Raw genomic sequence first — 25,307 nt, forward strand, 5'->3', positions numbered from 1 at the left:
TTTCAGGCAGCACCTGCCTCATAAAAATCCACCGCAGAATCCAGTACCGGTTTCACCACACCGGCACGGATCAGATAATCACCAAAATCCTCCCCTGCTGTCCGCTCCTGTGACCAGCGACCGATAAGTTCATCAAGTACCGATAAAATCACCGCTGAACTGATATTTTCGCGATACATCCGCGGAATACGGGTGCCGGTACGGTTGCCGCCGAGATGCAGGTTATAGCGATCAGGCGCTTTGCCCACTAACCCCACTTCCGACAACATTGCGCGTCCGCAGCCATTCGGGCAGCCGGTGACCCGCAGGACAATCTGCTCATTCCCCACACCGTGGGATGTCATGATTTTTTCAACCTCAGTGACAAATTCCGGCAGAAAGCGCTCTGCTTCGGCCATCGCCAGCGGACAGGTCGGGAACGACACACAGGCCATGGAATTTTCCCGCAGCGGCGTGACATTATCGCTGATAAGACCGTGTGCCCGCGCAATAGATTCAATACGGGATTTTTCCGCCTCCGGAATACCGGCGATAATCAGGTTCTGATTGGCGGTTAACCGGAAGTCCCCGCGATGGATTTTAGCGATTTCAGCCACACCGGTTTTTAACGGCTTACCCGGTAAATCGATCAGACGCCCGTTTTCAACAAACAGCGTCAGATGCCAGTGATCATCAATCCCTTTTAACCAGCCGATCTGATCACCGCGCAGGGTAAATTCATAAGGCCGGACCGGAGAAAAAGTGACACCGGCGCGCCGCTCGGTTTCCTGTCTGAACCGGTCAACGCCCACCCGTTCCAGCGTGTATTTGGTTTTGGCATTTTTGCGCTCGGTCCGGTTGCCCCAGTCGCGCTGGGTGGTGACAATCGCTTCTGCCACCGCCAGCGTATCTTTCAGCGCAATAAAACCGAATTCACTGGCGAGACGGGGAAACGTCGCCGTATCACCGTGAGTCATCGCCAGACCGCCGCCCACCAGCACATTAAAACCAATCAGTTTGCCGTTTTCCTCAATCGCCACAAAATTCATATCATTGGCATGCAAATCGACATCATTCAGCGGCGGGATCACCACGGAGGTTTTGAACTTACGCGGCAGATAGGTTTCGCCTAAGATCGGTTCTTCATCGGTTGCCGCCACTTTTTCTTTATCCAGCCAGATTTCGGCATACGCACGGGTACGGGGCAGCAGGTGCTCGGAAATTTTTTTTCGCCCACTCATACGCTTCCCGGTGAAGACCGGACTGAACCGGATTCGAGGTGCACAGCACATTACGGTTCACATCATTGGCGGTTGCCAGTGAATCCAGCCCCGCTTCATGCAGCATCTGATGTGCCGGTTTAACATCCCCTTTCAGAATGCCGTGAAACTGAAACGTCTGCCGGTTGGTGATACGGATACTGCCGTACAGCGTCTGCTCTGCGGCGAATTTATCTATTTTCAGCCACTGCTCCGGTGTGATCACACCACCCGGCAGGCGGCAGCGCAGCATCATGGCATGACGCGGTTCCAGTTTCTGCTCTGAGCGTTCTGACCGGATATCCCGGTCGTCCTGCTGATACATGCCGTGAAAGCGGATCAGCAGGAAGTTATCCCCCTCAAATCCGCCGGTCAGGCCGTTGCTCAAATCCTCTTTGATGGTTCCGCGCAGATAGTTGCTGTCGCGCTTCATTCTTTCGCTGTCGCTCAGCTTACCTTCCACAATTAAAGGCCCGTTGTATTGATTGCTCATTAATAAACATCCCTCTGATAACGGCGCGCCGTGCGCAGCTCACTTAAAAACTCATCCGCCGACTCATGATCCCGGTTACCGTACCGGCCGATGATCTCCAGTAACGCATCTTCGGTATCACGGGCCATCAGACCCGCATTCCCGCAAACATAAATATGTGCCCCGTCCTCAATCCAGCGCCAAACTTCCGCGCCCTGCTCCCGCAGTTTGTCCTGCACATAGGCTTTCACCGGTTTATCCCGCGACCAGGCCAGCGAGATATTGGTCAGCACACCTTCGCGGGCATAACGCTGCCATTCGGTCTGATACAAAAAATCTTCGGTAAAATGCTGATTGCCGTAAAAAAGCCAGTTTTTACCGGATGCACCGTCATTTTCCCGCTGCTGCATAAAGGCGCGGAACGGCGCAATCCCGGTCCCCGCACCAATCATAATCACAGGCACATCCGGGTCAGCGGGCAGCCGGAAGTTATCATTGTGTTCAATGAAAACCCGCACATCCCCGCCCTCCTGTATGTGGTCGGCGAGAAACCCGGAAGCTCCGCCGGTCCGGGCCCGGCCATCCGTGTCATAACGCACCACGCCGACCGTCAGATGGATTTCATCCTCCGCTTCCGCTTGTGATGATGAGACGGAATACAGCCTCGGGGTCAGCGGGCGGAGAATATCAGCGAAAGCCTGTGCATCCGGCCGGGAAGGTGCCTGACGCAGCATTTCCGCGACAGGTGTGGTTTGTGCGTAATGCAGCGCCGCCTGTTTATCGCTGATCAGTGCGGATAAGGCTTCATGCTGTGATAACTGCGCGTATTTGCTGACCGTCACCCCGTTATTTTGTGTGAGCTCCAGATGCCGGATCAGCGCCTCACGCAATGTGTATGTTTTGCCGGACACCGTGATTTCCGTTGCCGCATCCGCATGCAGCAGGCTGATAATCTCATCAGCCAGCGCAGGATCATTTTCAAACCAGACGCCGAGGGAATCACCCGGCTGATAACGCAGACCGGAATCCTCCATGGAAATTTCAATATGCCGTACATCTTTCAGGGAGTTACGGCCGGTAATTTTCTGATTAACAGAAAGAGAGGCCGTCAGCGGTGACGTTTTGCTGTAGCGGTTTTCTGCCGCCGTGACCGTTTGAACAACGGTTTGCGGCGGCGCTCCCGCGTCAATGCCTCTGCTTTTCAGTACCTGCGTCAGTGATTCTGTCCACGCCGCTGCCGCAGACTGATAATCCACATCCGCATCAACCCTCGGCAGAAGTGCCGTCGCGCCGGCCTTTGTCAGCTGAGCATCAAAATCAATTCCCGCCTGACAGAATTTTTCATACGACGAATCCCCCAGAGAAAAAACCGCATAGGCTGTTCCGCTGAGATCCGGCCTTTTTGCCGAATGCAGATATTTATAAAATGCCACCGCTTCTTCCGGCGGTTCACCATCACCCTGAGTTGATGTCACAATAATGACAATCTTCTCCCGGGAAAGGTGTTTATATTTATATTCTCCGGCATTAACTAAATTCACAGAGAATTTTTCACTGAGAAACCGTGTTTTTAATTCTTCACATAAACGTCGTGCATTACCGGTTTGCGAGGCAGAAATAATCGTAATAATATCGCGTTCTGTTGTGTTTACCGCAGGGGAAATAGCAGTCTGCACAGAGGTATTTCCCCGTCCCCATAAATAACCGGATAACCAGGCCAGTTGCTGAGAGGTAAAACCTGCTGTTACTGACTGTAAAGCCGCAAGCTGTTCCGCAGAAACCGGAAATACCGGCTCCGACGACTCCTGTGTTGCCATAGTTCTGTTACTCCCGCATTGCTCATTGTGATTATTATTCCGTTATTTGCCAGGTTATCGTATTACGGTGCATTGAGAATAAGAAAATAAAGCCATAACTCATAACAAAATAATCTGATACATCATGATGATTATTCACAAACCGTATATCCCCCGAATCTAAACTCAGATAAACAATGAATTACACGTAAAAAAACACCGGTTAACACCCTTCTTTTTTATTAAAACCCCGTTATTATCACCAATATTATTCATGTATAACAAAAAAGCATTTAAATATAAAAAGTAATTCTTTCCCGGAATATATTCCCTGTCACTAAATAGATAACTATTCGTGACTTTACAACGGAAGAGAACAATGTCGTTATATCAGCCTCAGAAAAAAAATAAATTAAAAGTGATTGTGTTGCTGCTGGCAGTACTGGTCATTATCAGCGGCTTTATTTACAGCCAGAAAACACCATCACCACAGACAACAACAGAAAAACCGGTAGTTATCGCCTATCAGGCAATTATCGATCCCGGCAAAATTGCGCAGGCAAATCGTGCCTATGAGACTGCCACCGGCAAGCCGATCATCTGGAAGAAGTTTGACAGCGGTGCGGATGTCCTGACCGCACTCGCCGCCGGAGAAGCCGATATCGCCAATATGGGCTCCGCACCTTTTACGGTTGCAGCCAGCCGCGGACTGCCGGTGGAGGTTTTCTATATCTCCGGCATTCCGGATACAGCCGAAGCCCTGATTGTCCGCAATGACCGCAATCCGTCCGGCGGCCTGGCCGGTAAGAAAATTGCGGTGCCCTTTACATCAACCGCCCACTACAGCCTGCTTGCGACACTGGAACATCTGAATATTGATGAAAAATCCGTACAGCTGGTTAATCTGCGGCCTGCGGAAATTGTCGCGGCATGGGAAAGAGGCGATATTGATGCCGCCTATGTCTGGGAGCCGGCGCTGAGTCAGCTGAAAGCAAACGGGCAAATCCGGGTTTCCGGCCGTGATGTGCGGTCATGGGGAAAACCGACTTATGATCTGTGGGTTGCGGACAGCACCTTTGCCGCGCAGCATCCTGATGTGCTCGCACAATTTGCCGCAGTGACCGACCGTGACGTTCTGTGGTATCAGCAGAATAAAAATAATATCGCAGACTTTCCTGACATCACGGGCAAAATTGCGCACCTGACCGGTGCCCGTCCGGAAGATGTGGCCGGTGTGATGGCCGGCAATGATTATCCCGCATCGGCGGAGCAGGTTCAGATTCTGACAACAACCCTGGCGGATGATCTCCGTAATACCGCCCTGTTCTTACAGCAGCAGGGCAGTATTGATACTGTTAAGGATTCGTATGCCGGAAATATTAATACGAAAGCCGTCACCGCGGCAGCGGGGAAATAATAATGGCAGATATCGCGCTGGAAAATATCGGCCTGCATTATCACGGCCAGCCGCAAATAACGTTATCCGGTATTAATTTAACAATCACGGATAATGGCATTACCGTTATTCTCGGTGCATCCGGCTGCGGAAAAACATCACTGCTGAATATTGTCGCCGGTTTTTTAACGCCCTCCGGCGGGCAGATAACCCGGGGCGGAAATCCTGTTCTGCATCCTGATTCAGACAGAGCCGTGGTATTTCAGAATGACGCGCTGATGCCCTGGCTGAATGTCTATGAAAATGTCGCACTGGGACTGAAAATAAAAAAACTCGGCAAACAGGAAGAAACCCGGATTGTCGAAGAAAATCTGCAAAAAGTCGGATTACTTCACGCTATTACCGATGATATCTGGTCACTGTCCGGCGGCATGCGTCAGCGGGTCGGTATTGCCCGCGCGCTGGCCGTAAAATCTGATTTTATCCTGATGGACGAACCTTTCGGCGCACTCGATGCCGCCAACCGGGAACAGATGCAAACCTTAATTCTGACCTTATGGCAAAAGCAGCAGAGTGCTTTTTTTATTATCACGCATGACATTGAAGAAGCGCTGTTAATGGCGACGAAGCTGATATTAATGGCGCCGTCTCCCGGGCGGATAATATCGGAAGAAGAACCCCCGTTTTATAAACAGTGGTCAGAGGGCCGGCCAATCCGGCAGATTAAATCAGACCCGGCATTTATTCATCACCGCGATTTACTGTCAGACAAAATAATGGCGTACCAGCACGGTTAATTATCAGATACGGAGTCACCTCAAATGATCACTATAAATAAGCAGACCCGCTACAGCCGTTTATTTCTCAGCATTGTCAGTTTATCCGTACTGATAGCCGGCTGGTGGCTGATCACCGCATTACAGTGGGTGAATCCGCTCTATTTACCCGCCCCGGCTCAGATAGGGCAGCAGTTTCTGGCGCTGACCGAGTCCGGCTATATGAATGCCACCCTGTGGCAGCACCTGGCGGCCAGTCTTGATCGCATGCTCAAAGCACTGCTTCTGGCTGTTATCACCGGGATACCGCTGGGTGTGCTGATGGGACTGAGTGCCCGGATACGCGGAATACTGGACCCGGTGGTTGAATTGTACCGGCCGGTTCCCCCGCTCGCCTATCTGCCGCTGATTGTTATCTGGTTCGGGATCGGGGAAACCACCAAGATCCTCCTGATCTGGCTGGCAATTCTTGCCCCGGTTCTGATTTCGACGATGCAGGGCATTATGGCCGCGCCGGGAAACCGGGTCCGCGCAGTGCAGTCGCTTGGCGCGAACCGGTTTCAGGTACTGAGATATGTGATTCTGCCGTCAGCGCTGCCGCAGATGCTGACCGGTATCCGGATTGGCCTCGGCGTGGGCTGGTCAACCCTGGTGGCGGCTGAACTGGTTGCGGCACAACAGGGGCTGGGGTTTATGGTGCAGTCCGCGGCACAGTTTCTCAACACCGGTATTGTTATCACCGGTATCGCGGTGATTGCCGTGGTGGCTCTCACCATTGAACTGGCATTACGCCATTTACAGCAGGTATTAGTGCCGTGGTACGGCAAAGAATCTTAACCGACAGAGAGGTCATGCATATGGAAATCCAACAGTTAACACCCGCTATCGGCGCACAGGTCGGAGGGATTAACCTGAATAAAACCCCGGATGCCGCCACACTGGCCGCATTACAGGATGCGTTACTGGAATATCAGGTGCTGTTTTTCCGTCAGCAGTATATTGAGCCTGAGGCCCAGCGGGACTTTGCCGCCGCGCTGGGTGAGCTGCATATCCATCCGGTTTTTCCTTCCCATAAAGACGTGCGGGAACTGATTGTGCTCGACAGCCATCTTCTGGATCTGAAAGATAACGAATTGTGGCACACCGACGTGACATTTCTCGAAAAACCGGCCATGGGATGTGTGTTATCCGCTGTGCAGGTTCCCTCTTTCGGCGGCGATACCCTGTGGGCCAGCCTGACCCGTGCTTATGATGACTTATCACCGCCTTTACAGGATTTTTTATCCGGACTGACGGCAGAGCATGATATCAGCCGATCGTTTCCGGACAGCCGCTTTGCGCAGACCGGTGAAGCAAAAGACGCGCTGGAAAAAGCCCGCAGTGATTTCCCGCCGATACGTCACCCGCTGGTCAGAACCCATCCGGTCACCGGAAAGAAAGGGCTGTTTGTGACCGAGGGTTTCACCAGCCGTATCAGTGAATTAAGTACGGAAGAGAGTGATGCGCTGCTGTCATTTTTATTTAAGCACAGTACGCAGCCGAAATATTTTGTCCGCTGGCACTGGCAAAACGGCGATGTGGCGGTCTGGGATAACCGCTGCACCCAGCATCTCGCCAGCTTTGATTACGGCGATTTTCACCGCATTATGCACAGAGCAACCGTGATCGGTGATAAGCCGGTTTAAACGCCTGTATAACATGACGCTGCCGGCGGCCCGGCGCGTCATGGCCGGAAGTCATAAATAAACGACTGATACCACACCTGTTTATTTGTACCCCGTCATAAAATACCGCAATTACACACATATAATTCACCCGGATTATGCTATTCTGCCGGAAGTATCTGCTTCCCGTACTCACAACACCGGTTAAGGACTATGTGGTTTAAATTATTGCGCTCCGTCTTTATGGGACTTATCGTGGCTGCCCTTCTTCTGGTCAGTGTCCCGTCTATTCGTCCGCAATTTGTGACCCAATGGTTTACACATCTGTTTAATAATGATGAACCGGTCAGTTATAACAAGGCGGTACGCCGCGCCGCGCCTGCCGTGGTGAATGTTTACAGCAGCAACATGGGCAGTCTCTCCCAGCAGGGTCCCGAAATGACCTCGCTCGGCTCCGGCGTGATCATGAATGATCAGGGTTATATTCTGACGAATCAGCATGTGATTAAAAACGCCGATCAGATCCTGATCGCACTGCAATACGGCAATTACGGCCGCCTGTATGAAGGAATGCTGATTGGTGCGGATGATCTGACCGATCTGGCGGTACTGAAAATCAATACCACCGACAAACTGCCGGTGATCCCGATCAATCCGAAGCGGCAGTCACATGTGGGTGATGTGGTGCTGGCAATCGGTAACCCGTTTAATGTCGGACAGACCGTCAATCAGGGCATCATCAGCGCAATGGGCCGTGTCGGGCTGAGTCCGACCCGCCGTCAGAACTTCCTCCAGACAGACGCCTCAATTATGGCCGGTAACTCCGGCGGTGCCCTCGTCAATACTGAGGGCGAACTGGTCGGTATCAATACCATGTCTTACGACAGCAATGATCCGTCACGGATGAGTGACAGCATCGGGCTGGCGATCCCCGCAGAGCTTGCCGTGCGGATTATGAATAAGCTGATAAAAGACGGCCGTGTGATCCGGGGTTATATCGGCATCACCTCCAAAGAATTACCACCGATCCGGACCAACAACAGCGATATTAATCAGATAACCGGCCTGCGGGTCTTTCAGGTTGAACGCGGCAGTCCGGCGGATAAAGGCGGGATTCAGGTCGGGGATATCATTACCAGCGTCAATAACAAGCCGAGCACATCACCACTGGAAATGATGGACCAGGTCGCGGAGCTGAGCCCGGGCAGTGTTGTACCTGTCACGCTGCTGCGTAATGGCCAGATGCTTTCTGCCGATGTGACCATCGAAGAATTCACGCCATCCCCCGGCGGGCAGGAATAAGGTGTAAAAATAAGGTGTAAAAAAAGAGCGGATATCCGCTCTTTCTGTTTACAGCATACTGTTTATCGCTTATCGCCGTGAATTACTCTGCTGAGTGAATGCGCTCAATATCCGCACCCAGTGCACGCAGTTTCTCTTCGATATGCTCATAACCGCGGTCGATATGATAAATACGGTCAACAATCGTTGTCCCTTCCGCGATACAGCCCGCCAGTACCAGGCTTGCGGATGCACGCAGATCGGTCGCCATCACCTGAGCACCGGACAGTTTTTCCACGCCGTGACACAGCACAGAATTGCTCTCGATTTCCGCATGTGCGCCCATACGGATCAGTTCCGGAATGTGCATAAAGCGGTTTTCAAAGATAGTTTCGGTGATCATACCGGAGCCTTCCGCCACCAGATTCAGCAGACTGAACTGCGCCTGCATATCTGTCGGGAACCCCGGATGCGGTGCGGTACGGAATGTGACGGCTTTCGCACGCTGCCCTTTCATATCCAGGCTTATCCAGTCATCTCCGGTTTCAATTTCTGCTCCGGCTTCGCGCAGCTTGGCCAGCACGGCATCCAGCGTATCCGGCTTGGCGTTGCGGCACAGAATTTTACCGCGTGAAACCGCCGCAGCGATCAGGAATGTCCCGGTTTCGATACGATCCGGTACAACGGTGTGAGAACCGCCGCCGAGGCGTTCAACACCTTCAATCACCACATGGTCAGTCCCTGCACCGGTAATTTTGGCCCCCAGCGCATTCAGGAATACGGCAGTATCTTCAATTTCCGGTTCACGGGCGGCGTTTTCGATAACCGTTTTGCCTTTTGCCAGTGCCGCCGCACACATAATCGTGATCGTAGCGCCCACACTGACTTTGTCCATCACGATAGTATTGCCGGTCAGACGACCGTCGACTTCCGCTTTGACATACCCCTCATCCAGGGTGATTTTTGCCCCTAACTGCTCTAATCCGGTGATATGCAAATCAACCGGACGGGCACCGATAGCACAGCCGCCCGGCAGGGAAACCTGACCGTGACCAAAGCGGGCCACCAGCGGACCCAGCGCCCAGATAGAGGCGCGCATGGTTTTGACCAGATCATAAGGTGCACAATATTCGTTAATTTCCGAGGAATCCACACGCAGAGTGGTTCCTTTACGCTCAATTTTGGCACCCAGCCGCGTTAACAGCTTCACAGAGGTGTCGATATCCCGCAGTTCCGGCACATTGTGTAATTCAACCGGCTCTTCCGCCAGAATTGCCGCGAACAGAATAGGCAATGCCGCATTTTTTGCCCCTGAGATAGTCACTTCGCCCTGAAGAACGGAAGGACCTTTTACCCGAAATTTATCCATCTGTAGACACTCTCATTATCATTAATTGCTGCCGCGTGACTTGTCACCGCATTGTTACCCGCCGCTGTTACAGCCCGCTCAGTTTGCGATCCCGTTCCCACTGAGCCGGGGTATAGGCTTTGATTGACAACGCGTGGATACGGTTATCCGCAATATATTCCATCAGTGGCGCATACACGGCCTGCTGCTGTTTAACACGGCTCATACCGTCAAAAAGGTCACCGACAGCGATTACCTGAAAGTGGCTGCCGTCACCGGTCACAATTGCGTCAGTAAGTGCTAACTTATCCATCAGCACCTGTTTGATTTCATTCGTATCCATAATTTCTCAAATTGGTTATCAGATTGTGTGTTATAGGCACTATCGTAATCGAATATGCCCCGCTCTTAAACCATTAAAAATGCCTCCGGCTGTGTGGTCACCTGAGTGACACAACCGGAGGCAGTTACCTTACGGAAAATAACGGCAAATAAGTATCTGTCCTGCCGTTATTTACATTATTTTTAATTCACGCGTTCTGACTGAATTCGAACTCAACACCATAGAGTGACATCAGCATCTGCAAGTTAGCGCTCACTCCGGATAACACAAACGGTGCATCCGGACGCTCACCCCGCAGACGAACCAGCATGGCCAGCCCGGCGGAATCCACATGACTGAGCCCGGCGACGTCCACCGTCTGTACGGCGTTCATCTGCTGCTGACGTGCATTCCAGAACGACAGCAGTGTATCGCGATCCAGTTCCCCTTTCAGGGAGAGGGTTTCACCCTGTTTTTCCCACGTCAGCGCAGCCGTCATTATTTCTGATCCAGGGTAATCGGGGTTTTCGCGCTGCGTTCCAGCTCAGCAGTCAGACCATCAACACCTTTCTGACGCAGAATGGATGCCCACTCATTTTGTTTGGTGGTGATCATACTCACGCCTTCGGCAATCATGTCATACGCCTGCCAGTTACCGGTTTTGGTATTTTTACGCCACTGAAAATCCAGACGGATTGGCGGACGCCCTGCCGGTTCGGTCAGTGTCACGCGGATAGCCACGATGTTTTTATCACCCAGCGGCTGAGCCGGATCAATCTGGTAAGTCTGGTTGGTGTACATGGCCAGAGCCTGGCCGTAAGCCTGCGCCAGATACGCTTCAAAGGCTTTGAAATACGCATCACGCTGCGCCGGGGTGGCATCTTTGTAGTAAGAGCCTAATACCAGTGCGCCGGCGTATTTTATCTGCACATACGGCAGTAATTCTTCTTTAACCACGGTACGCAGATAGTCCGGATTCTGCCGGATCTGTGCCTGTTCTGATTTCAGACGGCTGAAGGTTTTTGCCGCCGCATCATTCATCAGTGTGTACGGGTTCGTCTGGTCAACGGCTCCGGCAAACGGGGCAATCACCACCAGCATCGCCGCTATCAGTAAACGCTTAAACATAATCAACTCCTGATTTATCACCGGCACTTTCCGCCGTGAAGGTGTCATTCTGTAAACAGTATTATGCAGGATGTCCGCCCCTGCGGGCAAAAACATCTGCTTTTACATTACTTTTCGTATCAGTTCTGTGCAGCAGGTGCCGCTGCCGGCGTTTTTTCGCCTTCGCCGTCACCGCTCTTATACAGGAACTGACCGATTAAATCTTCCAGTACCATTGCCGGTTTGGTGTCCTGAATACGGCTGCCGTCTTTCAGCATTTCGGTCATCGGCAAATCCGGGTCAGTTGTATTCTCAAACCCTTTACTGAGCGCGAGATACTGCTCACCCAGCAGACCGGATGTGCGGATTGATAATGAACTGGTGTCCGGAATCTGATCATACTGACTGTAGATATCCAGCGTTACTTCCGGTTTATAGCTTTTATCCAGGCGGATATCATTAACACGCCCTATCACCACCCCGCCGATTTTTACCGGAGAACGGGCCTGGAGGCCGCCGATATCATCAAAGGTGGCAGAGACCCGGTAGGTTTTTTCGCTGCCGACAGAGCGGATATCCGCCACTTTCAGTGCCAGGAAGATAATCGCCGCAATGGCAATTAAGACGAAAAGCCCGACCCAAACTTCATTTTTCTTGCTTTGCATTGTTTAATTCCCGAACATCAGTGCCGTAAGCACAAAATCTAACCCTAACACGGCAAGCGATGAATGAACGACCGTGCGTGTTGTTGCCCGACTAATCCCTTCAGACGTCGGAATAGCGTCATACCCGTTGTACAGGGCAATCCAGGTAACGGTGAAGGCGAAAACCACACTCTTGTAAATGCAGTTCATGACATCTTTCTGCCAGTCCACATTGCCCTGCATGGATGCCCAGTAGAAGCCTTCATCGATCCCTTTCCAGTCCACCCCGACCATGACCCCGCCCAGAATACCGACGGCAACAAAAATCATGGATAACAACGGCATACTGATAAAACCGGCCCAGAAGCGCGGTGCAACCACACGACGCAGCGGATCGACCGCCATCATTTCCAGACTGGATAGCTGCTCGGTCGCTTTCATCAGACCGATTTCCGCCGTCAGTGCCGAACCGGCGCGGCCGGCAAACAGCAGAGCGGTGACCACCGGCCCCAGTTCACGCAGCAGCGACAACGCCACCATCATGCCAAGGCTGGCTTCCGCACTGAAGGTTTTCAGAACCAGATATCCCTGTAAAGCCAGAACCATCCCGATAAACAGCCCGGATACTGAAATAATCAGCAGGGACTGCACACCGACGCTGTACAGCTGCTTGCGCAGCAGCGGCCACTGCCGGGCAAACTGTGGTTTACCGAACAGCGCACGGAACAGCATATATCCTGACCGCCCGAAAGACGCGCATGTCGCTAACGCGCGGCGTCCCAAAGCAGCAAGTGCCTGTGTCAACATGTCTCGTTTATCCTAATAAATCTGATTGGTAATCACCCGCCGGATAGCGGAAAGGAACCGGTCCGTCAGCGATACCATCCAGGAACTGGCGCACACGCGGTTCGGTGTTTTCCTGCAACTCTTCTGCCGTTCCCTGCGCAATCACGGACTGCTCCGCGACGATATAGGCTTTATCCGCAATACTGAGCACTTCCGGCACGTCGTGAGATACCACGATGCAGGTCACACCCAGCGCCTGATTGAGTTCATCAATCAGCTTTACCAGCACCCCCATGGTGATCGGGTCCTGTCCGACAAACGGTTCATCAAACAGGATAAGATCCGGGTCCAGTGCAATTGCACGCGCAAGAGCCGCACGGCGGGCCATCCCGCCGGAGAGTTCCGACGGCATCAGGTTTGCCGCACCGCGTAAACCAACCGCTTCCAGCTTCATCATCACCGTTGTCCGGATCAGGGATTCCGGCAGCCGGGTATGTTCACGCAGCGGAAAGGCGACGTTGTCGTACACGGTCATATCGGTAAATAACGCACCTGACTGAAATAACATGCTCATTTTACGGCGGGACTGATACAGTTTGCTGCGGGAGAGTGCCGGGATATTGTCACCGTCAAACCAGATCTCACCACTGTCCGGCCGCAGCTGTCCGCCGATCAGGCGTAACAGCGTGGTTTTCCCGATCCCGGACGGCCCCATAATCGCGGTCACTTTACCGCGCGGCACATCCAGGCTGATATCATTAAACAGCATGCGCGAACCGCGCCGGAAGCACATGTTCCGGATCTCAATAATATTTTCCGTCTGTCGGTTCATGACCTCACAACCTTAACGTTATGTTTTTCGTGTTATTACAACACATACAGGACTGACCCATCATAATATAAAAAAATCCGGCGGTTTTCGCCTTTAAATGCGGGTGCTGCTGTCTGAATTATTTATCCCCTCTGAGTAACAGGGCATAAATACGGCGATACGCCAGTATATCAGCATATAACATTAACGCCTCCGCCGGGCATAAAACGTACCACCGGCAGAAAATTGAGGATATTCCGGGAACATGCGTCAGTATATTACCCGCAGCCTTAACGAAGCTAACACAGCTGTTTTACTTTTGCGCCTCAGCCCGTACAATAACCTCCAACTTCCCGTACCTCATTATTTCTGACTGTTTTTGCAGCCCGGAGGAGAGCCATGTTACTCACCAGCATCCTTTTACTTACCGGGTTGATTCTGCTGGTTTATGCGTCTGACCGTATTGTGTACGGTGCGGCTGTTTTTTCCCGTGCGCTCGGCATCTCCCCCTTTATTACCGGTATTCTGGTGGCCGGCCCCGGCACATCGCTGCCGGAACTGCTGACCTCGGCCGGTGCGGTGCTTGAAGGGCAGCCGGATCTGGCGCTCGGCACCATTATCGGCTCCAATATTACCAATTTACTGCTGATCGCCGGGCTTGCCGCCCTTATCCGCCCGCTGAGTGTACAGTCTGCGGTGCTGCGCCGTGAGCTTCCGCTGATGCTGGCCATGATGGCACTGTTCGGACTGTTTATCTGGTCCGGCGGTATCACCCGGCTTCAGGGCGGATTTCTGGTATTCGCGGGACTGGCCAGCCTCTGGCTGGTGGTGAAAATTGCCGCAATGGCCCGGCGGGATCAGTATGACGGCTTCACAACTGAACAAAATCATGAACTGCCGCAGGAAAATAATTTGCCGGTTGCTTTATTGTGGCTGGTCGCCGGATTACTGATTATGCCGGTGGCGGTCCGGATTGTGATTGATAATGCCTCGGCATTCACCCGCTATGCGGATATCAGCGGGCGTATCACCGGACTGACGATTCTGGCTGTCGGCACCAGTCTGCCGGAACTGTGCACCACGATTGCGGCAGCTGTCAAAGGTGAAAAAGATATCGCGCTGGGTAATCTTATCGGCGCAACACTGTTTAATACCACTGTCGTTGCGGGTATCCCGGCGCTGTTAGCCGCCTCCCCGATGGCAGCAGACCGTTTTATGACCGATTTTGCCGTCATGATCGCGGCCGGTGTGTTATTTATTTTCTTTGCGGCCGGCCGGAACCAGCGGCTGAACCGGCTGAAAGGCATTATTCTGCTCAGTGCATTCACCGCCTGGCTGATAAGTCTTTTTACCGGCTGATACGTCTTTTTACCGACTGATAAATGTCAGCCATTAATACACAGACATACACTGAAAGTGAGAACAAACAGATGTCCCGAACTGATTTTCAACTAACAGGTAAACAAGTCCTCCGGATTGAACGTGAAGGTCTCGCGTCACTCGAACAGTATATTAATGATGATTTCGACAAAGCCTGTGAGCTGATATTCCGCTGTGAAGGCAAAGTGATCATTATGGGGATGGGAAAATCCGGTCACATCGGTCACAAAATGGCCGCAACATTTGCCAGCACCGGCACCCCGTCTTTCTTTGTGCATCCTGGTGAAGCCGCACACGGCGACCTGGGAATGGTCACAAAGAAAGATGTGGTGATCGCGATTTCAAACTCCGGTGAATCCTCTGAAATTCAGGCACTTATTCCTGTTATCAAACGTCAGAACATCCCGCTTATCTGCATGACCGGTAACCCGGACAGTACCATGGGGAAAGCGGCGGATATCCATCTGTGTATTAAAGTCCCGCAGGAAGCCTGTCCGCTCGGCCTTGCACCGACCACCAGCACCACCGCCACACTGGTGATGGGTGATGCGCTGGCAATCGCGTTATTACAGGCCCGCGGTTTTACCGCAGAAGATTTTGCCCTCTCTCATCCGGGCGGCGCACTCGGCCGGAAACTGCTGTTACTGGTTTCTGACCTGATGAATACCGGTGATGATATTCCGCGCGTGCCGAAAACAGCATCACTGCGCGAGGCTCTGGTTGAAATCACCCGTAAAAAACTGGGAATGACGGTTATCTGTGATGACGACATGATCATTCAGGGGATCTTCACCGACGGTGATTTGCGCCGGATTTTCGATGCGGGCACTGATCTCAATAACTGTCAGATTGCTGATGTGATGACACCGGGCGGAATTCGTATCAAAGCCAATACTCTGGCGGTTGAGGCACTGAATTTAATGCAGTCACGGCATATCACCTCTTTATTAGTCACAGAAGGTGATAAACTGCTGGGCGTACTGCATATGCATGATCTGCTCCAGGCCGGGGTGGTATAAGGACTGACGATGACACAAATTACCACCATTGACACCTGCTATGGCCCGATAGCGCAAACAGTTATGGAAAAAGCCGCTAAAATACGGCTTCTTATCTGTGATGTGGACGGCGTGATGTCTGACGGCCTGATTTATCAGGGCAACAGCGGAGAAGAGCTGAAGGCATTCAATGTCCGTGACGGTTACGGAATCCGCTGCCTGCTGACCTCGGGGATTGAGGTGGCGATAATTACTGGTCGTAAAGCGAAATTACTGGAAGATCGTGCCAATACACTCGGAATTACACATCTTTACCAGGGACAGAGCGATAAGCTTTTGGCGTATCGCGAACTATTAGATAAACTGGCAGTCCACCCCGGTGACGTCGCCTATATCGGCGATGATCTGATTGACTGGCCGGTTATGGCAGAGGTCGGTTTATCCGCTGCAGTAGCGGATGCCCACCCGTTATTGTTACCCAAAGCGGATTATGTTACACAAATTGCAGGCGGCCGGGGCGCGGTCCGCGAATTGTGCGATCTGATTCTGCTGGCACAAAATAAGCTGGATGAGGCGAAAGGCCTGTCCGTCTGAAAAGAATTTCATTGGTTATAGTGGCTTTATCAGGGATCTCATGAGTAAATTTAAGCTTTGGCTGATCATTATCCTGGCGCTTATCGCCCTCGGTCTGCTCGGCTGGAACCTGTCGGTTTCCCGTTCAGGTGACACCGACGGCAAGATCGTGGAAGACGGTACGCCGACGTATAAAACTAAAACGTCCTCAACCCTGGCCTACGAGCCGACAGGGCTGCTGACGTATAAGCTGAATGCGGATGATGTGCAGAACTTTGCTCAGGAAAAAGTAACATGGTTTACTAATCCGGTGCTGACCACCTACGACCCTGATAAAACCGCCACCTGGACGATTCGTTCAAAGCGGGCCAAATTAACCAATGACAGAATGTTGTATTTATATGGTGATGTGCAGGTTGACAGCCTGACCACCGATACGCAGCTCAGGCAGATCACCACGGATAACGCCGAAGTCAATCTGATAACCCAGGATGTGAGTTCTGACGATAAAGTCACCATTCTGGGAACAGGACTGCGTTCCGTCGGATTGCAGATGCGGGGTAATTTTCGCAATCGTAATGCGGAACTGATCAAAGATGTGCAGACTTACTATGAGATCCCAAATGAAAGCAAACATCCTTAATACTCTGATTGCAACAGCCATTCTGGCAGTCAGTGTCCCTGCTTTGGCGTTAAAGGAAGATACCCAGCAGCCGGTGACGGTAACATCATTAAAACAAGCGCTTGATTTAGAAAAAAATATCACCACATTTACGGATAATGTCGTGGTAAAACAGGGAACGATTGATGTCCGCGCTGACAAAGTGGTTGTCACCCGTCCGGGCGGCGATTCCGGCAAAATGGTGATCGAAGCATTCGGTAATCCGGTGACCTTCTACCAGATGCAGGATAACGGCAAGCCAATCAAAGGACGCGGCAGCAAACTGCGTTACGAAATGGCCAATGAGCTGGTCACGCTGACCGGTAATGCCTATCTGGAACAGCTGGACAGCAATATCACCGGTGACAAGATTACCTATGTGGTGCCGACACAGCAGATGCAGGCATTCAGTGACAAAGGCAAACAGGTGACTACCGTACTGCTGCCGTCACAGATTCAGGAAAAAGGCCCGGCGGCAACCGGCCAGAAAGGTAAGTAACGATTTATGGCAAAATTAATTGCAAGCAAATTAGCCAAAGCCTACAAAGGCCGCAAAGTCGTCGAAGATGTGACACTTGAAGTCAGTTCCGGCGAAATCGTCGGGCTGCTTGGTCCGAACGGTGCCGGGAAAACCACGACGTTCTATATGGTGGTGGGTATTGTTCCTCGTGATGCCGGTGCGATCAGCATTGATGATGAAGATATTTCTCTGCTGCCGCTGCACGAACGTGCCCGTAAAGGTATCGGCTACCTGCCGCAGGAGGCTTCCATTTTCCGTCGTCTGACGGTATGGCAGAACCTGATGGCAGTGCTTGAAATCCGTAAAGATCTGAACAATGACGAACGCCGGGTGCGGGCGGAAGAACTGATGGAAGAGTTCCATATCAGTCATCTGCGCGATAACCTGGGGCAGTCACTGTCCGGCGGGGAACGCCGCCGTGTGGAAATCGCCCGCGCACTGGCCGCCAACCCGAAATTCATCCTGCTGGATGAACCGTTTGCCGGTGTTGATCCGATTTCCGTTATTGATATTAAAAAGATTATTCAGCACCTCCGTGATTACGGGCTCGGCGTCCTGATCACTGACCACAACGTTCGCGAAACACTGGATGTCTGTGAACGGGCTTATATTGTCAGCCAGGGCCATATGATTGCCCACGGCAGCCCGGAATCCATTCTGAATAATGAGCAGGTTAAACGTGTTTATTTAGGCGAAGGTTTCCGCCTGTAAAGCCGTAAGGAGCCCGTGTCCGTAATGAAGCAGAGTCTGCAGCTTAAACTCAGCCAGCAACTGGCGATGACGCCACAACTTCAGCAGGCTATCCGTTTGTTGCAGCTTTCCACGCTGGAACTCCAGCAGGAGATCCGCGAGGCGCTGGAATCTAATCCGTTGCTGGAACTTGATGATAACCATCAGGAAATTGACACACCTGCTGAATCTGAAACACAGAAAGAGATGGACAGCGCCGAGGCTCTCGAACAGACCGCCATGCCGGATGATCTGCCGCTGGATGCGCAGTGGGAAGAAATCTACACCGCCGGTACACCGTCCGGCACCGGCAATGATTACGGCGACGATGAACTGCCGCTCTATCAGGGCGAAACCACTGAAACTTTGCAGGATTATCTGATCTGGCAGGCCCGCCTCACCCCCTTTACCGAAACCGATGCCGCGATTGCCTTCTCAATCATTGATGCGATTGATGAAACCGGCTATCTGACCGTCTCTGTCGATGATATCCGCCTGAGTATCGGTGACGATGAAGTCACCACCGAAGATGTGGAAGCGGTACTCAAGCGTATTCAGCGTTTTGATCCGGTGGGTGTGGGCGCCCGTGACCTGCGCGAATGTCTGATGGTGCAGCTGAAAATTCTGCCGCCGGAAACCCCGAGTCTGAAAGAAGCCCTTGCTATCACGGATCAGCATCTGGCATTGTTGGGGAACCGGGATTTCCGTACGCTGGGACGGGTGACCAAACTGAAAGAAGAGGCGCTGAAATCTGCCATTGATCTGATTCAGTCGCTGGAACCGCGTCCGGGCCTGGTAGTCAACACCGGAGAATCAGAGTATGTTATTCCTGACGTCCTCGTGAGAAAACACGGCGAGCGCTGGACAGTGGAACTGAATTCCGACAGCATTCCCCGCCTGCGGGTCAATAATCATTATGCCGCGATGGGATCGCGGACCCGCAGTGAGAGCGACAGTCAGTTTATCCGCAATAATTTGCAGGAAGCAAAGTGGCTCATTAAAAGTCTGGAAAGCCGGAACGATACGCTGCTCAGAGTCGCGACCTGTATTGTGGAAGAACAGCAGGCCTTCTTTGAACAGGGCGAAGAATATATGAAGCCCATGGTGCTGGCTGATATCGCACTGCGGGTCGAGATGCATGAATCAACGATTTCCCGTGTTACGACGCAGAAATTCCTGCACAGTCCGCGGGGGATCTTTGAACTGAAGTACTTTTTCTCCAGCCACGTCAGTACCGACAGCGGGGGCGAAGCGTCCTCTACCGCTATCCGTGCACTGGTGAAAAAACTGGTTGCCGCCGAGAATCCGGCGAAACCGCTCAGCGACAGTAAACTGACCGACATGCTTGCCGAACAGGGCATTCAGGTGGCCAGACGCACTGTCGCAAAATATCGCGAGTCGTTATCCATCCCGCCCTCAAATCAGCGTAAACAGCTGATTTGATACACATTGAGAAGGAAGACACTATGGAATTACAAATTACCGGCCACAACGTTGAAATTACAGATGCTTTACGTGAGACTGTGACAGCCAAGTGTAAAAAGCTGGAGCAGTTTTTCGATAAAATCAACAGCGTTCAGGTGATCCTTAAGGTTGAGAAAGTCAGTAAAATTGCGGAGGCAACGGCTCAGGTAAACGGTGCGGATCTTCACGCCTCAGCGGAAAAAGAGGATATGTACGCGGCAATTGATGAGATGGCAGAAAGACTCGGCCGCCAGCTGTCCAAACACAAAGAAAAACTGAGAAACCGGTAAATTTTCTGCACCCGGGTGCATGACTGAATTAACAGTCTGAATTTTCTCAGGAAAAAGCAGTGCTCTGATCCCGGTTACCATGGTGGTTGCCGGGATTCTGATCCTAAGTGAACAATGAAATGAATAACGAAGCAAATTTGTCCCTGAGCGATGTACTGAGTATCAGCTGTACACGCAATAATATTCACTGTACCAGCAAGAAGCGCGCGCTGGAGATTATCAGTGAACTGGCTGCCACCGCGCTGGCGCTGCCGGAAAACACGTTGTTTGAGGCACTCCTTACACGGGAAAAAGTCGGGACAACCGGTATCGGTGGCGGGATTGCCATCCCCCACGGAAAACTGGACAAAAATGAGGCGCAAACTGCCTGCGGTGTATTTTTACATCTGGAACAACCTATCGCGTTCGATGCGATCGACAATCAGAATGTGGATATTCTGTTTGCGTTATTTGTTCCGTCTGATCAGTGTCAGACGCATTTACACACACTGTCGTTAGTGGCCAAAAAACTGGCTGACAAAGCGCTCTGCCGCCGGTTGCGCCAGGCGCAAAGCGATGAAGAGCTGTACAGTATCATCACTGAATGATGATAATAACCGGCTGACGACAACGGATAATGGCGTATTGCCATTGAAAGAGAAACGATAGGGAGTCCCCTCATGGTGCTGATGATAGTCAGCGGCCGCTCTGGTTCGGGTAAATCTGTTGCCCTGCGGGCGCTGGAAGATATGGGTTTCTACTGCGTTGATAACCTGCCGGTCACTCTTCTGCCGGAGCTTGCTGCCACGCTGGCAACACGCGATATCTCTGCCGCAGTGAGTATTGACGTCCGGAATATGCCGGAGTCCCCGGAGGTCTTTGAAGACGCCCTGAGCAGATTACCGGCCGGTTTCTCGCCGCAGCTGCTGTTCCTGGATGCGGATCGCAACACCCTGATCCGCCGTTACAGTGATACCCGCCGTCTGCACCCTCTTTCCAGCAAAAATCTCTCACTGGAAAGCGCCATTGATGAGGAGAGCGATCTGCTGGAACCCCTGCGTTCCCGCGCTGATCTGATCATCGATACCTCTGAAATGTCGGTGCACGAACTGGCCGAAATGCTGAGAACCCGTTTGCTCGGTAAACGCGAACGCGAACTGACCATGGTATTCGAGTCTTTCGGGTTTAAACACGGCATTCCTATTGATGCGGATTATGTCTTTGATGTCCGTTTCCTGCCGAACCCGCACTGGGACCCGAAACTGCGTCCGATGACCGGTCTGGATAAGCCGGTGGCCGCGTTCCTTGATCGTCATACCGAAGTGCATAACTTTATTTACCAGACCCGCAGTTATCTGGAACTGTGGCTGCCGATGCTGGAAACCAACAACCGCAGCTACCTGACAGTCGCTATCGGCTGTACCGGCGGGAAACACCGTTCTGTCTATGTGGCGGAACAGCTGGCGGATTACTTCCGTTCACGCGGTAAAAACGTGCAGTCACGTCACCGGACGCTGGAAAAACGGAAATAACCCATGACAATCCGTTGTCAGGTAGAAATCAAAAACCGGCTCGGGCTGCATGCCCGGCCGGCGATGAAACTGTTTGAACTGATCCAGACCTTCCGGTCAACGGTGGTATTTCGTAATAAGCAGAATGAAGAAGCCCGGCTGACAGTGTGCTTGCCATGCTGATGCTGGATTCCGAACAGGGCAGTTTTATTGAAGTAGAAGCAACAGGGCCTGATGAAAATACCGCCATTGAGGCAATTATTTCCCTTTTTGATTCAGGTTTTGATGAAGATTAGTTATACTAAACGAAATATTTTACTTAAAGAAAACTGATACGCTGTTTCGTTCACGCAGCCCGGCGGTTCGTGATCCTGATCTCTTTCCTTTCGGAGGAGAACAGCCTACTATCAGATTAATTATCAAAATGAGCACCCCCCTCCTTCTGGTGTGGGGGTGTTCTTTTGTATTGGAAATGATTTGGAGTGTGGTATGAAAAAGCCCAATATAATTATTAATGAACTGGACGCAGAGCGTCTGGATATGCTGCTGGAACAGCCGGCTTATGCTGACAGTCCGGTTGCCGAAGCCCTGAATGACGAGTTAGATCGCGCTGAAATCCTGCCGCCGGCAGAAATGCCTGCCACGGTCGTCACGATGAACAGCCGCGTGCGCTTTGAAGATTTATCGAGCGGGAAAGAGAGTATCCGTACCCTGGTGTACCCGGCGTCGCTGAAAGACAGCGCAGAGCAGTTGTCTGTCATGGCACCGCTGGGAGCTGCGTTACTCGGGCTTTCTGTCGGTGATGAGATCTCATGGGAACTGCCGAACGGTGAAGCAACGCGCGTAAAAGTATCAGAAATTATCTATCAGCCTGAAGCTGCCGGTGAATTACACCGCTAATCAGCTTTAAGCCGGCTCTGCGTCCGTTTCAGGTAATCTGCGGGCGCAGCTTCCATTTTCCCTTCTTTTTCTGCATGATGGCTTATCTTTTCTCTTTCCGGAGCCACTATGTCAACATTCAGTCTGCTGCACATTCTTGCTTTTTCCCCGTTAACTGACTCCCCGCTGCCATTAGTGCTTAATTTCGAAAATCAGTTATTTATGCTCACAAAGGGCCTGATAATGCTGATGATGTAGTGCTGTGTTTTTGTCCGGCATAAAAAAACCCCGGCATAAAAGTCAGGGTTTTTTATGCAGCAAAACGATTACTGCCCCGCAATACTCATTTCCGGCAGCCAGACAGAGCCGCACTGAATATTGCTGCGGGTTTCAATATCGTCGCCGGTGGCGATTATATTGGCCCACATGTCTTTCAGGTTGCCGGCAATCGTGATTTCACTGACCGGATACTGAATCTCGCCGTTTTCCACCCAGAAACCGGATGCACCGCGTGAGTAATCGCCGGTAATACCGCTGACACCCTGTCCCATCAGTTCTGTAACCACCAGACCGGTGCCCATCTCTCTGAGCATGTCATCAAAACCCAGCCCCTGACCGGCAATGTGCCAGTTGTGAATACCGCCTGCGTGACCGGTGCTTTTCAGCCCCAGTTTGCGGGCGGCATAGGTGGTCATCAGCCAGTTATTCAGGACACCATTTTCGATAATCAGGCGATCCTCTGTGCGGACGCCTTCACTGTCAAACGGCGTCGAGGCCAGGCCGCCGATCACATGCGGCAGCTCACAGATGGTCAGCCAGTCCGGCAGGATCTGTTTACCCAGGCTGTCGAGCAGAAAAGTGGATTTACGGTATACAGACGTGCCGCTGATCGCGCCGACCAGATGCCCGAACAAACCGGTTGCCACTTCCGGGGCAAAAATCACCGGTGCTTTCTGTGTCGCCAGTTTACGCGGTGCGAGGCGGGACAATGTCCGGCGGGCACACTCTTCCCCCACCCACTGTGCAGATTTCAGGTCATCCAGCTTACGTGCGATGGTATACGCGTAGTCACGCTCCATATCGCCGTTTTCTTCCGCGATCACACAGGCGGACATCGAGTGACGGCTGCTGCAGTAGCTTTGCAGCATACCGAGTGTGTTACCGAAGACACGGATGCCGTAATGGCTGTTAAAGCTGCCGCCTTCCGTATTGGTGATACGCGGATCGGCGCTCAGTGCCGCTTTTTCCGCATTGGCGGCGTAGTCGATCGCCTGGTCTGCGCTCACTTCAGACGGATAAAACAGTTGCAGATCCGGTGCCTCAAAGGCCAGCAAATCGCGATCTGCCGGGCCGGAACACGGATCTTCAGATGTATATTTCGCAATGTCGATCGCGGCCTGTACGGTACGGGCAATCGCCTCGTCGCTTAAATCGGTGGAAGATGCACTGCCTTTGCGCTGGTTATGATACACCGTGATCCCCAGCGCGCCGTCACTGTTAAACTCAACGTTCTCCACCTCACCCATCCGGGTGCTCACACTCATCCCGGTGGTCCGGCTGACAGCAACTTCGGCGCTGTCACACCCTTTCTGTGCAATACTCAGTGCCTGCGAAACCGCTTGTTCCAGGCGCGTACGCTGCGCCATAATCTGAGAAGTGATATTCATCAATCAGGTTCCAATTCAATAAATTAAGGGGCCGTCAGCTAATCAGACAGCTGAATAGGTGTTATCCGGCCTTTTCCCCGGTTACAATACGCAATAATCAAATGTTAACACTCACAAACACAGAGATCATCCGGCACCCGCCGCTCTGTGTTTCGCCACAGGAAATACTATTATGGCAAAGCAGCCTGAAGACTGGTTTGAAGAACCCGATGCACTTCCTCAGGAGGAAGAGGATGACGAGATAATCTGGGTCAGCAAAAGCGAAATTAAACGCGATGCGGAAGCCCTGAAAAAACTCGGCGCTGAACTGGTTGCACTGAGCAAGACCCAGCTGGAACGTATTCCGCTGGATGAACAGTTGCTCGACGCCATCCTGCTTGCACAAAAAATCAAGCGTGAAGGCCTGCGCCGTCAGTTACAGCTCATCGGTAAAATGCTGCGGGCCCGTGACCCGGAGCCGATTACCACAGCACTCGACAAACTGAAAAACCGCCATAATCAGCAGGTTGTCCTGCTGCATAAACTCGAAGATCTGCGCGAACGCCTGGTCACCGGCGATGACGCGGTAGCGGAAGAAGCAGTTGCACTGTTCCCGCACCTTGATCGCCAGCAGCTGCGCACACTTATCCGCAATGCGAAAAAAGAGCGCGAAGGCAATAAACCACCAAAAGCTTACCGCCAGCTGTTCCAGTATCTGAAAGAACTGGCAGAAAGCGCTTAATCCGCCGTCATGGTCAGGGGGGCCAGCACCAGCTGAATATCCCCCGGCCACTCCTCCTCCGCATCCCGGCAGGTACTGATAATGGCTGAAAACAGCCGCCGCTGCCGTGCGGTAATATGTTCAAACGCCAGTATCACCGGCAGATCAATCCCGCCTGTCAGCATATCCCATAACGCATCCGTATTACGGCCGAAGCAGGTCAGCTGAAATTTATCACTGAATTGCTGATAAAAATCGTCCGTTGTCCGGATGGTGCGGAAATCAAAATGCACAATGCTGATTTCGGGTGTCATG

General features: G+C 52.2%; 28 protein-coding genes and 2 pseudogenes. 19 read left to right on the plus strand and 11 right to left on the minus strand.

Annotation, left to right across the window (positions count from 1 at the left end; all coding sequences use genetic code 11):
* Window positions 1–2: 2 nt before the first annotated feature.
* A pseudogene (gene cysI / locus JC793_RS16030) lies at window positions 3–1,731 on the minus strand (assimilatory sulfite reductase (NADPH) hemoprotein subunit).
* On the minus strand, window positions 1,731–3,527 hold the full coding sequence (gene cysJ, locus JC793_RS16035) for an NADPH-dependent assimilatory sulfite reductase flavoprotein subunit (protein WP_218426664.1): 1,797 nt from the start codon (window positions 3,525–3,527) through the stop codon (window positions 1,731–1,733). The pseudogene cysI and the gene cysJ overlap by 1 nt, the downstream one beginning before the upstream one ends.
* 358 nt (window positions 3,528–3,885) lie before the next feature.
* On the opposite strand from cysJ, the gene JC793_RS16040 reads away from it, so the two are divergent.
* The 5 genes from JC793_RS16040 to degS all read left to right on the plus strand — a co-directional run bounded on the left by JC793_RS16040 (window position 3,886) and on the right by degS (window position 8,644).
* Window positions 3,886–4,923, plus strand: a complete 1,038-nt coding sequence (locus JC793_RS16040) for a taurine ABC transporter substrate-binding protein (RefSeq protein WP_218426666.1) — start codon at window positions 3,886–3,888, stop codon at window positions 4,921–4,923.
* Window positions 4,924–4,925: 2 nt separating this feature from the next.
* A complete protein-coding gene (locus JC793_RS16045) occupies window positions 4,926–5,699 on the plus strand; it encodes a taurine ABC transporter ATP-binding protein (RefSeq protein ID WP_218426668.1) in 774 nt (257 codons plus the stop codon).
* 24 nt (window positions 5,700–5,723) lie between these two features.
* A complete protein-coding gene (gene tauC, locus JC793_RS16050; protein ID WP_218426670.1) occupies window positions 5,724–6,515 on the plus strand; it encodes a taurine ABC transporter permease TauC in 792 nt (263 codons plus the stop codon).
* A 20-nt stretch (window positions 6,516–6,535) separates the two neighbouring features.
* Window positions 6,536–7,363 (plus strand): taurine dioxygenase, encoded by an 828-nt coding sequence (tauD, locus tag JC793_RS16055; protein ID WP_218426671.1) that lies wholly within the window; start codon window positions 6,536–6,538, stop codon window positions 7,361–7,363.
* A 192-nt stretch (window positions 7,364–7,555) separates the two neighbouring features.
* The gene (gene degS, locus JC793_RS16060; RefSeq protein ID WP_046892995.1) at window positions 7,556–8,644 is read left to right on the plus strand and encodes an outer membrane-stress sensor serine endopeptidase DegS; all 1,089 of its coding nucleotides are present in this window, start codon (window positions 7,556–7,558) and stop codon (window positions 8,642–8,644) included.
* An 82-nt stretch (window positions 8,645–8,726) separates the two neighbouring features.
* Here degS and murA read toward each other — a convergent pair whose 3' ends face one another.
* The 7 genes from murA to mlaF form a co-directional block, all read right to left on the minus strand.
* On the minus strand, window positions 8,727–9,992 hold the full coding sequence (gene murA / locus JC793_RS16065) for a UDP-N-acetylglucosamine 1-carboxyvinyltransferase (RefSeq protein ID WP_046892996.1): 1,266 nt from the start codon (window positions 9,990–9,992) through the stop codon (window positions 8,727–8,729).
* A gap of 67 nt (window positions 9,993–10,059) precedes the next feature.
* Window positions 10,060–10,314: a BolA family iron metabolism protein IbaG gene (gene ibaG / locus JC793_RS16070; RefSeq protein WP_004236327.1), complete on the minus strand. Its 255-nt coding sequence runs from the start codon at window positions 10,312–10,314 to the stop codon at window positions 10,060–10,062.
* A gap of 187 nt (window positions 10,315–10,501) precedes the next feature.
* On the minus strand, window positions 10,502–10,792 hold the full coding sequence (gene mlaB, locus JC793_RS16075; RefSeq protein WP_166708542.1) for a lipid asymmetry maintenance protein MlaB: 291 nt from the start codon (window positions 10,790–10,792) through the stop codon (window positions 10,502–10,504).
* On the minus strand, window positions 10,792–11,421 hold the full coding sequence (gene mlaC, locus JC793_RS16080; RefSeq protein ID WP_046893113.1) for a phospholipid-binding protein MlaC: 630 nt from the start codon (window positions 11,419–11,421) through the stop codon (window positions 10,792–10,794). Before mlaC ends, mlaB begins: the two co-directional genes overlap by 1 nt.
* A 119-nt stretch (window positions 11,422–11,540) precedes the next feature.
* Window positions 11,541–12,065, minus strand: coding sequence for an outer membrane lipid asymmetry maintenance protein MlaD (mlaD, locus tag JC793_RS16085; RefSeq protein WP_166708543.1), 525 nt, complete (start codon window positions 12,063–12,065; stop codon window positions 11,541–11,543).
* Between the two features lie 3 nt (window positions 12,066–12,068).
* On the minus strand, window positions 12,069–12,851 hold the full coding sequence (gene mlaE, locus JC793_RS16090) for a lipid asymmetry maintenance ABC transporter permease subunit MlaE (protein ID WP_046892999.1): 783 nt from the start codon (window positions 12,849–12,851) through the stop codon (window positions 12,069–12,071).
* A gap of 7 nt (window positions 12,852–12,858) precedes the next feature.
* On the minus strand, window positions 12,859–13,662 hold the full coding sequence (gene mlaF / locus JC793_RS16095) for a phospholipid ABC transporter ATP-binding protein MlaF (protein WP_046893000.1): 804 nt from the start codon (window positions 13,660–13,662) through the stop codon (window positions 12,859–12,861).
* Window positions 13,663–14,040: 378 nt separating this feature from the next.
* Here mlaF and JC793_RS16100 point away from each other — a divergent pair, with 378 nt between their 5' ends.
* From JC793_RS16100 to JC793_RS19780, 13 genes and pseudogenes are all read left to right on the plus strand, one after another.
* The gene (locus JC793_RS16100) at window positions 14,041–15,000 is read left to right on the plus strand and encodes a calcium/sodium antiporter (protein WP_218426673.1); all 960 of its coding nucleotides are present in this window, start codon (window positions 14,041–14,043) and stop codon (window positions 14,998–15,000) included.
* Window positions 15,001–15,071: 71 nt separating this feature from the next.
* Window positions 15,072–16,040, plus strand: coding sequence for an arabinose-5-phosphate isomerase KdsD (kdsD, locus tag JC793_RS16105; RefSeq protein ID WP_046893114.1), 969 nt, complete (start codon window positions 15,072–15,074; stop codon window positions 16,038–16,040).
* Window positions 16,041–16,049: 9 nt separating this feature from the next.
* On the plus strand, window positions 16,050–16,613 hold the full coding sequence (gene kdsC / locus JC793_RS16110; protein WP_046893002.1) for a 3-deoxy-manno-octulosonate-8-phosphatase KdsC: 564 nt from the start codon (window positions 16,050–16,052) through the stop codon (window positions 16,611–16,613).
* 40 nt (window positions 16,614–16,653) lie between these two features.
* On the plus strand, window positions 16,654–17,235 hold the full coding sequence (gene lptC / locus JC793_RS16115; protein ID WP_046893003.1) for an LPS export ABC transporter periplasmic protein LptC: 582 nt from the start codon (window positions 16,654–16,656) through the stop codon (window positions 17,233–17,235).
* On the plus strand, window positions 17,216–17,752 hold the full coding sequence (lptA, locus tag JC793_RS16120) for a lipopolysaccharide ABC transporter substrate-binding protein LptA (RefSeq protein WP_107678566.1): 537 nt from the start codon (window positions 17,216–17,218) through the stop codon (window positions 17,750–17,752). Before lptC ends, lptA begins: the two co-directional genes overlap by 20 nt.
* A gap of 6 nt (window positions 17,753–17,758) precedes the next feature.
* Window positions 17,759–18,484 (plus strand): LPS export ABC transporter ATP-binding protein, encoded by a 726-nt coding sequence (gene lptB / locus JC793_RS16125; protein ID WP_166708545.1) that lies wholly within the window; start codon window positions 17,759–17,761, stop codon window positions 18,482–18,484.
* 24 nt (window positions 18,485–18,508) lie between these two features.
* Window positions 18,509–19,945, plus strand: a complete 1,437-nt coding sequence (gene rpoN / locus JC793_RS16130) for an RNA polymerase factor sigma-54 (protein WP_166708546.1) — start codon at window positions 18,509–18,511, stop codon at window positions 19,943–19,945.
* A 23-nt stretch (window positions 19,946–19,968) separates the two neighbouring features.
* A complete protein-coding gene (gene hpf, locus JC793_RS16135) occupies window positions 19,969–20,256 on the plus strand; it encodes a ribosome hibernation promoting factor (RefSeq protein ID WP_025151846.1) in 288 nt (95 codons plus the stop codon).
* A 119-nt stretch (window positions 20,257–20,375) separates the two neighbouring features.
* Window positions 20,376–20,843, plus strand: a complete 468-nt coding sequence (ptsN, locus tag JC793_RS16140) for a PTS IIA-like nitrogen regulatory protein PtsN (protein WP_046893006.1) — start codon at window positions 20,376–20,378, stop codon at window positions 20,841–20,843.
* A gap of 72 nt (window positions 20,844–20,915) precedes the next feature.
* Entirely contained in the window at window positions 20,916–21,767 is an 852-nt protein-coding gene (gene rapZ / locus JC793_RS16145; protein ID WP_107678570.1) for an RNase adapter RapZ, read from the plus strand.
* 3 nt (window positions 21,768–21,770) lie between these two features.
* Window positions 21,771–22,042: pseudogene (npr, locus tag JC793_RS16150) on the plus strand (PTS phosphocarrier protein NPr).
* A gap of 193 nt (window positions 22,043–22,235) precedes the next feature.
* Window positions 22,236–22,646 carry a nucleoside diphosphate kinase regulator gene (gene rnk, locus JC793_RS16155; protein WP_045138839.1) on the plus strand — a complete coding sequence of 137 codons (411 nt, stop codon included), beginning with the start codon at window positions 22,236–22,238 and terminating at the stop codon, window positions 22,644–22,646.
* Between the two features lie 108 nt (window positions 22,647–22,754).
* Window positions 22,755–22,883, plus strand: a complete 129-nt coding sequence (locus tag JC793_RS19780) for a hypothetical protein (protein WP_260248409.1) — start codon at window positions 22,755–22,757, stop codon at window positions 22,881–22,883.
* Between the two features lie 68 nt (window positions 22,884–22,951).
* Here JC793_RS19780 and pmbA read toward each other — a convergent pair whose 3' ends face one another.
* Window positions 22,952–24,292, minus strand: a complete 1,341-nt coding sequence (pmbA, locus tag JC793_RS16160; protein WP_218426675.1) for a metalloprotease PmbA — start codon at window positions 24,290–24,292, stop codon at window positions 22,952–22,954.
* A gap of 172 nt (window positions 24,293–24,464) precedes the next feature.
* Between pmbA and yjgA the strand changes: the two genes are divergently transcribed.
* Entirely contained in the window at window positions 24,465–25,013 is a 549-nt protein-coding gene (gene yjgA, locus JC793_RS16165; protein WP_107678571.1) for a ribosome biogenesis factor YjgA, read from the plus strand.
* Here the strand turns inward: yjgA and JC793_RS16170 are convergent.
* Window positions 25,010–25,306: a barstar family protein gene (locus tag JC793_RS16170; RefSeq protein WP_046893012.1), complete on the minus strand. Its 297-nt coding sequence runs from the start codon at window positions 25,304–25,306 to the stop codon at window positions 25,010–25,012. The genes yjgA and JC793_RS16170 overlap by 4 nt on opposite strands.
* Between the last annotated feature and the right edge of the window lies 1 nt (window position 25,307).

This window comes from Morganella morganii, assembly GCF_019242955.1.
Lineage (GTDB): Bacteria > Pseudomonadota > Gammaproteobacteria > Enterobacterales > Enterobacteriaceae > Morganella > Morganella sibonii.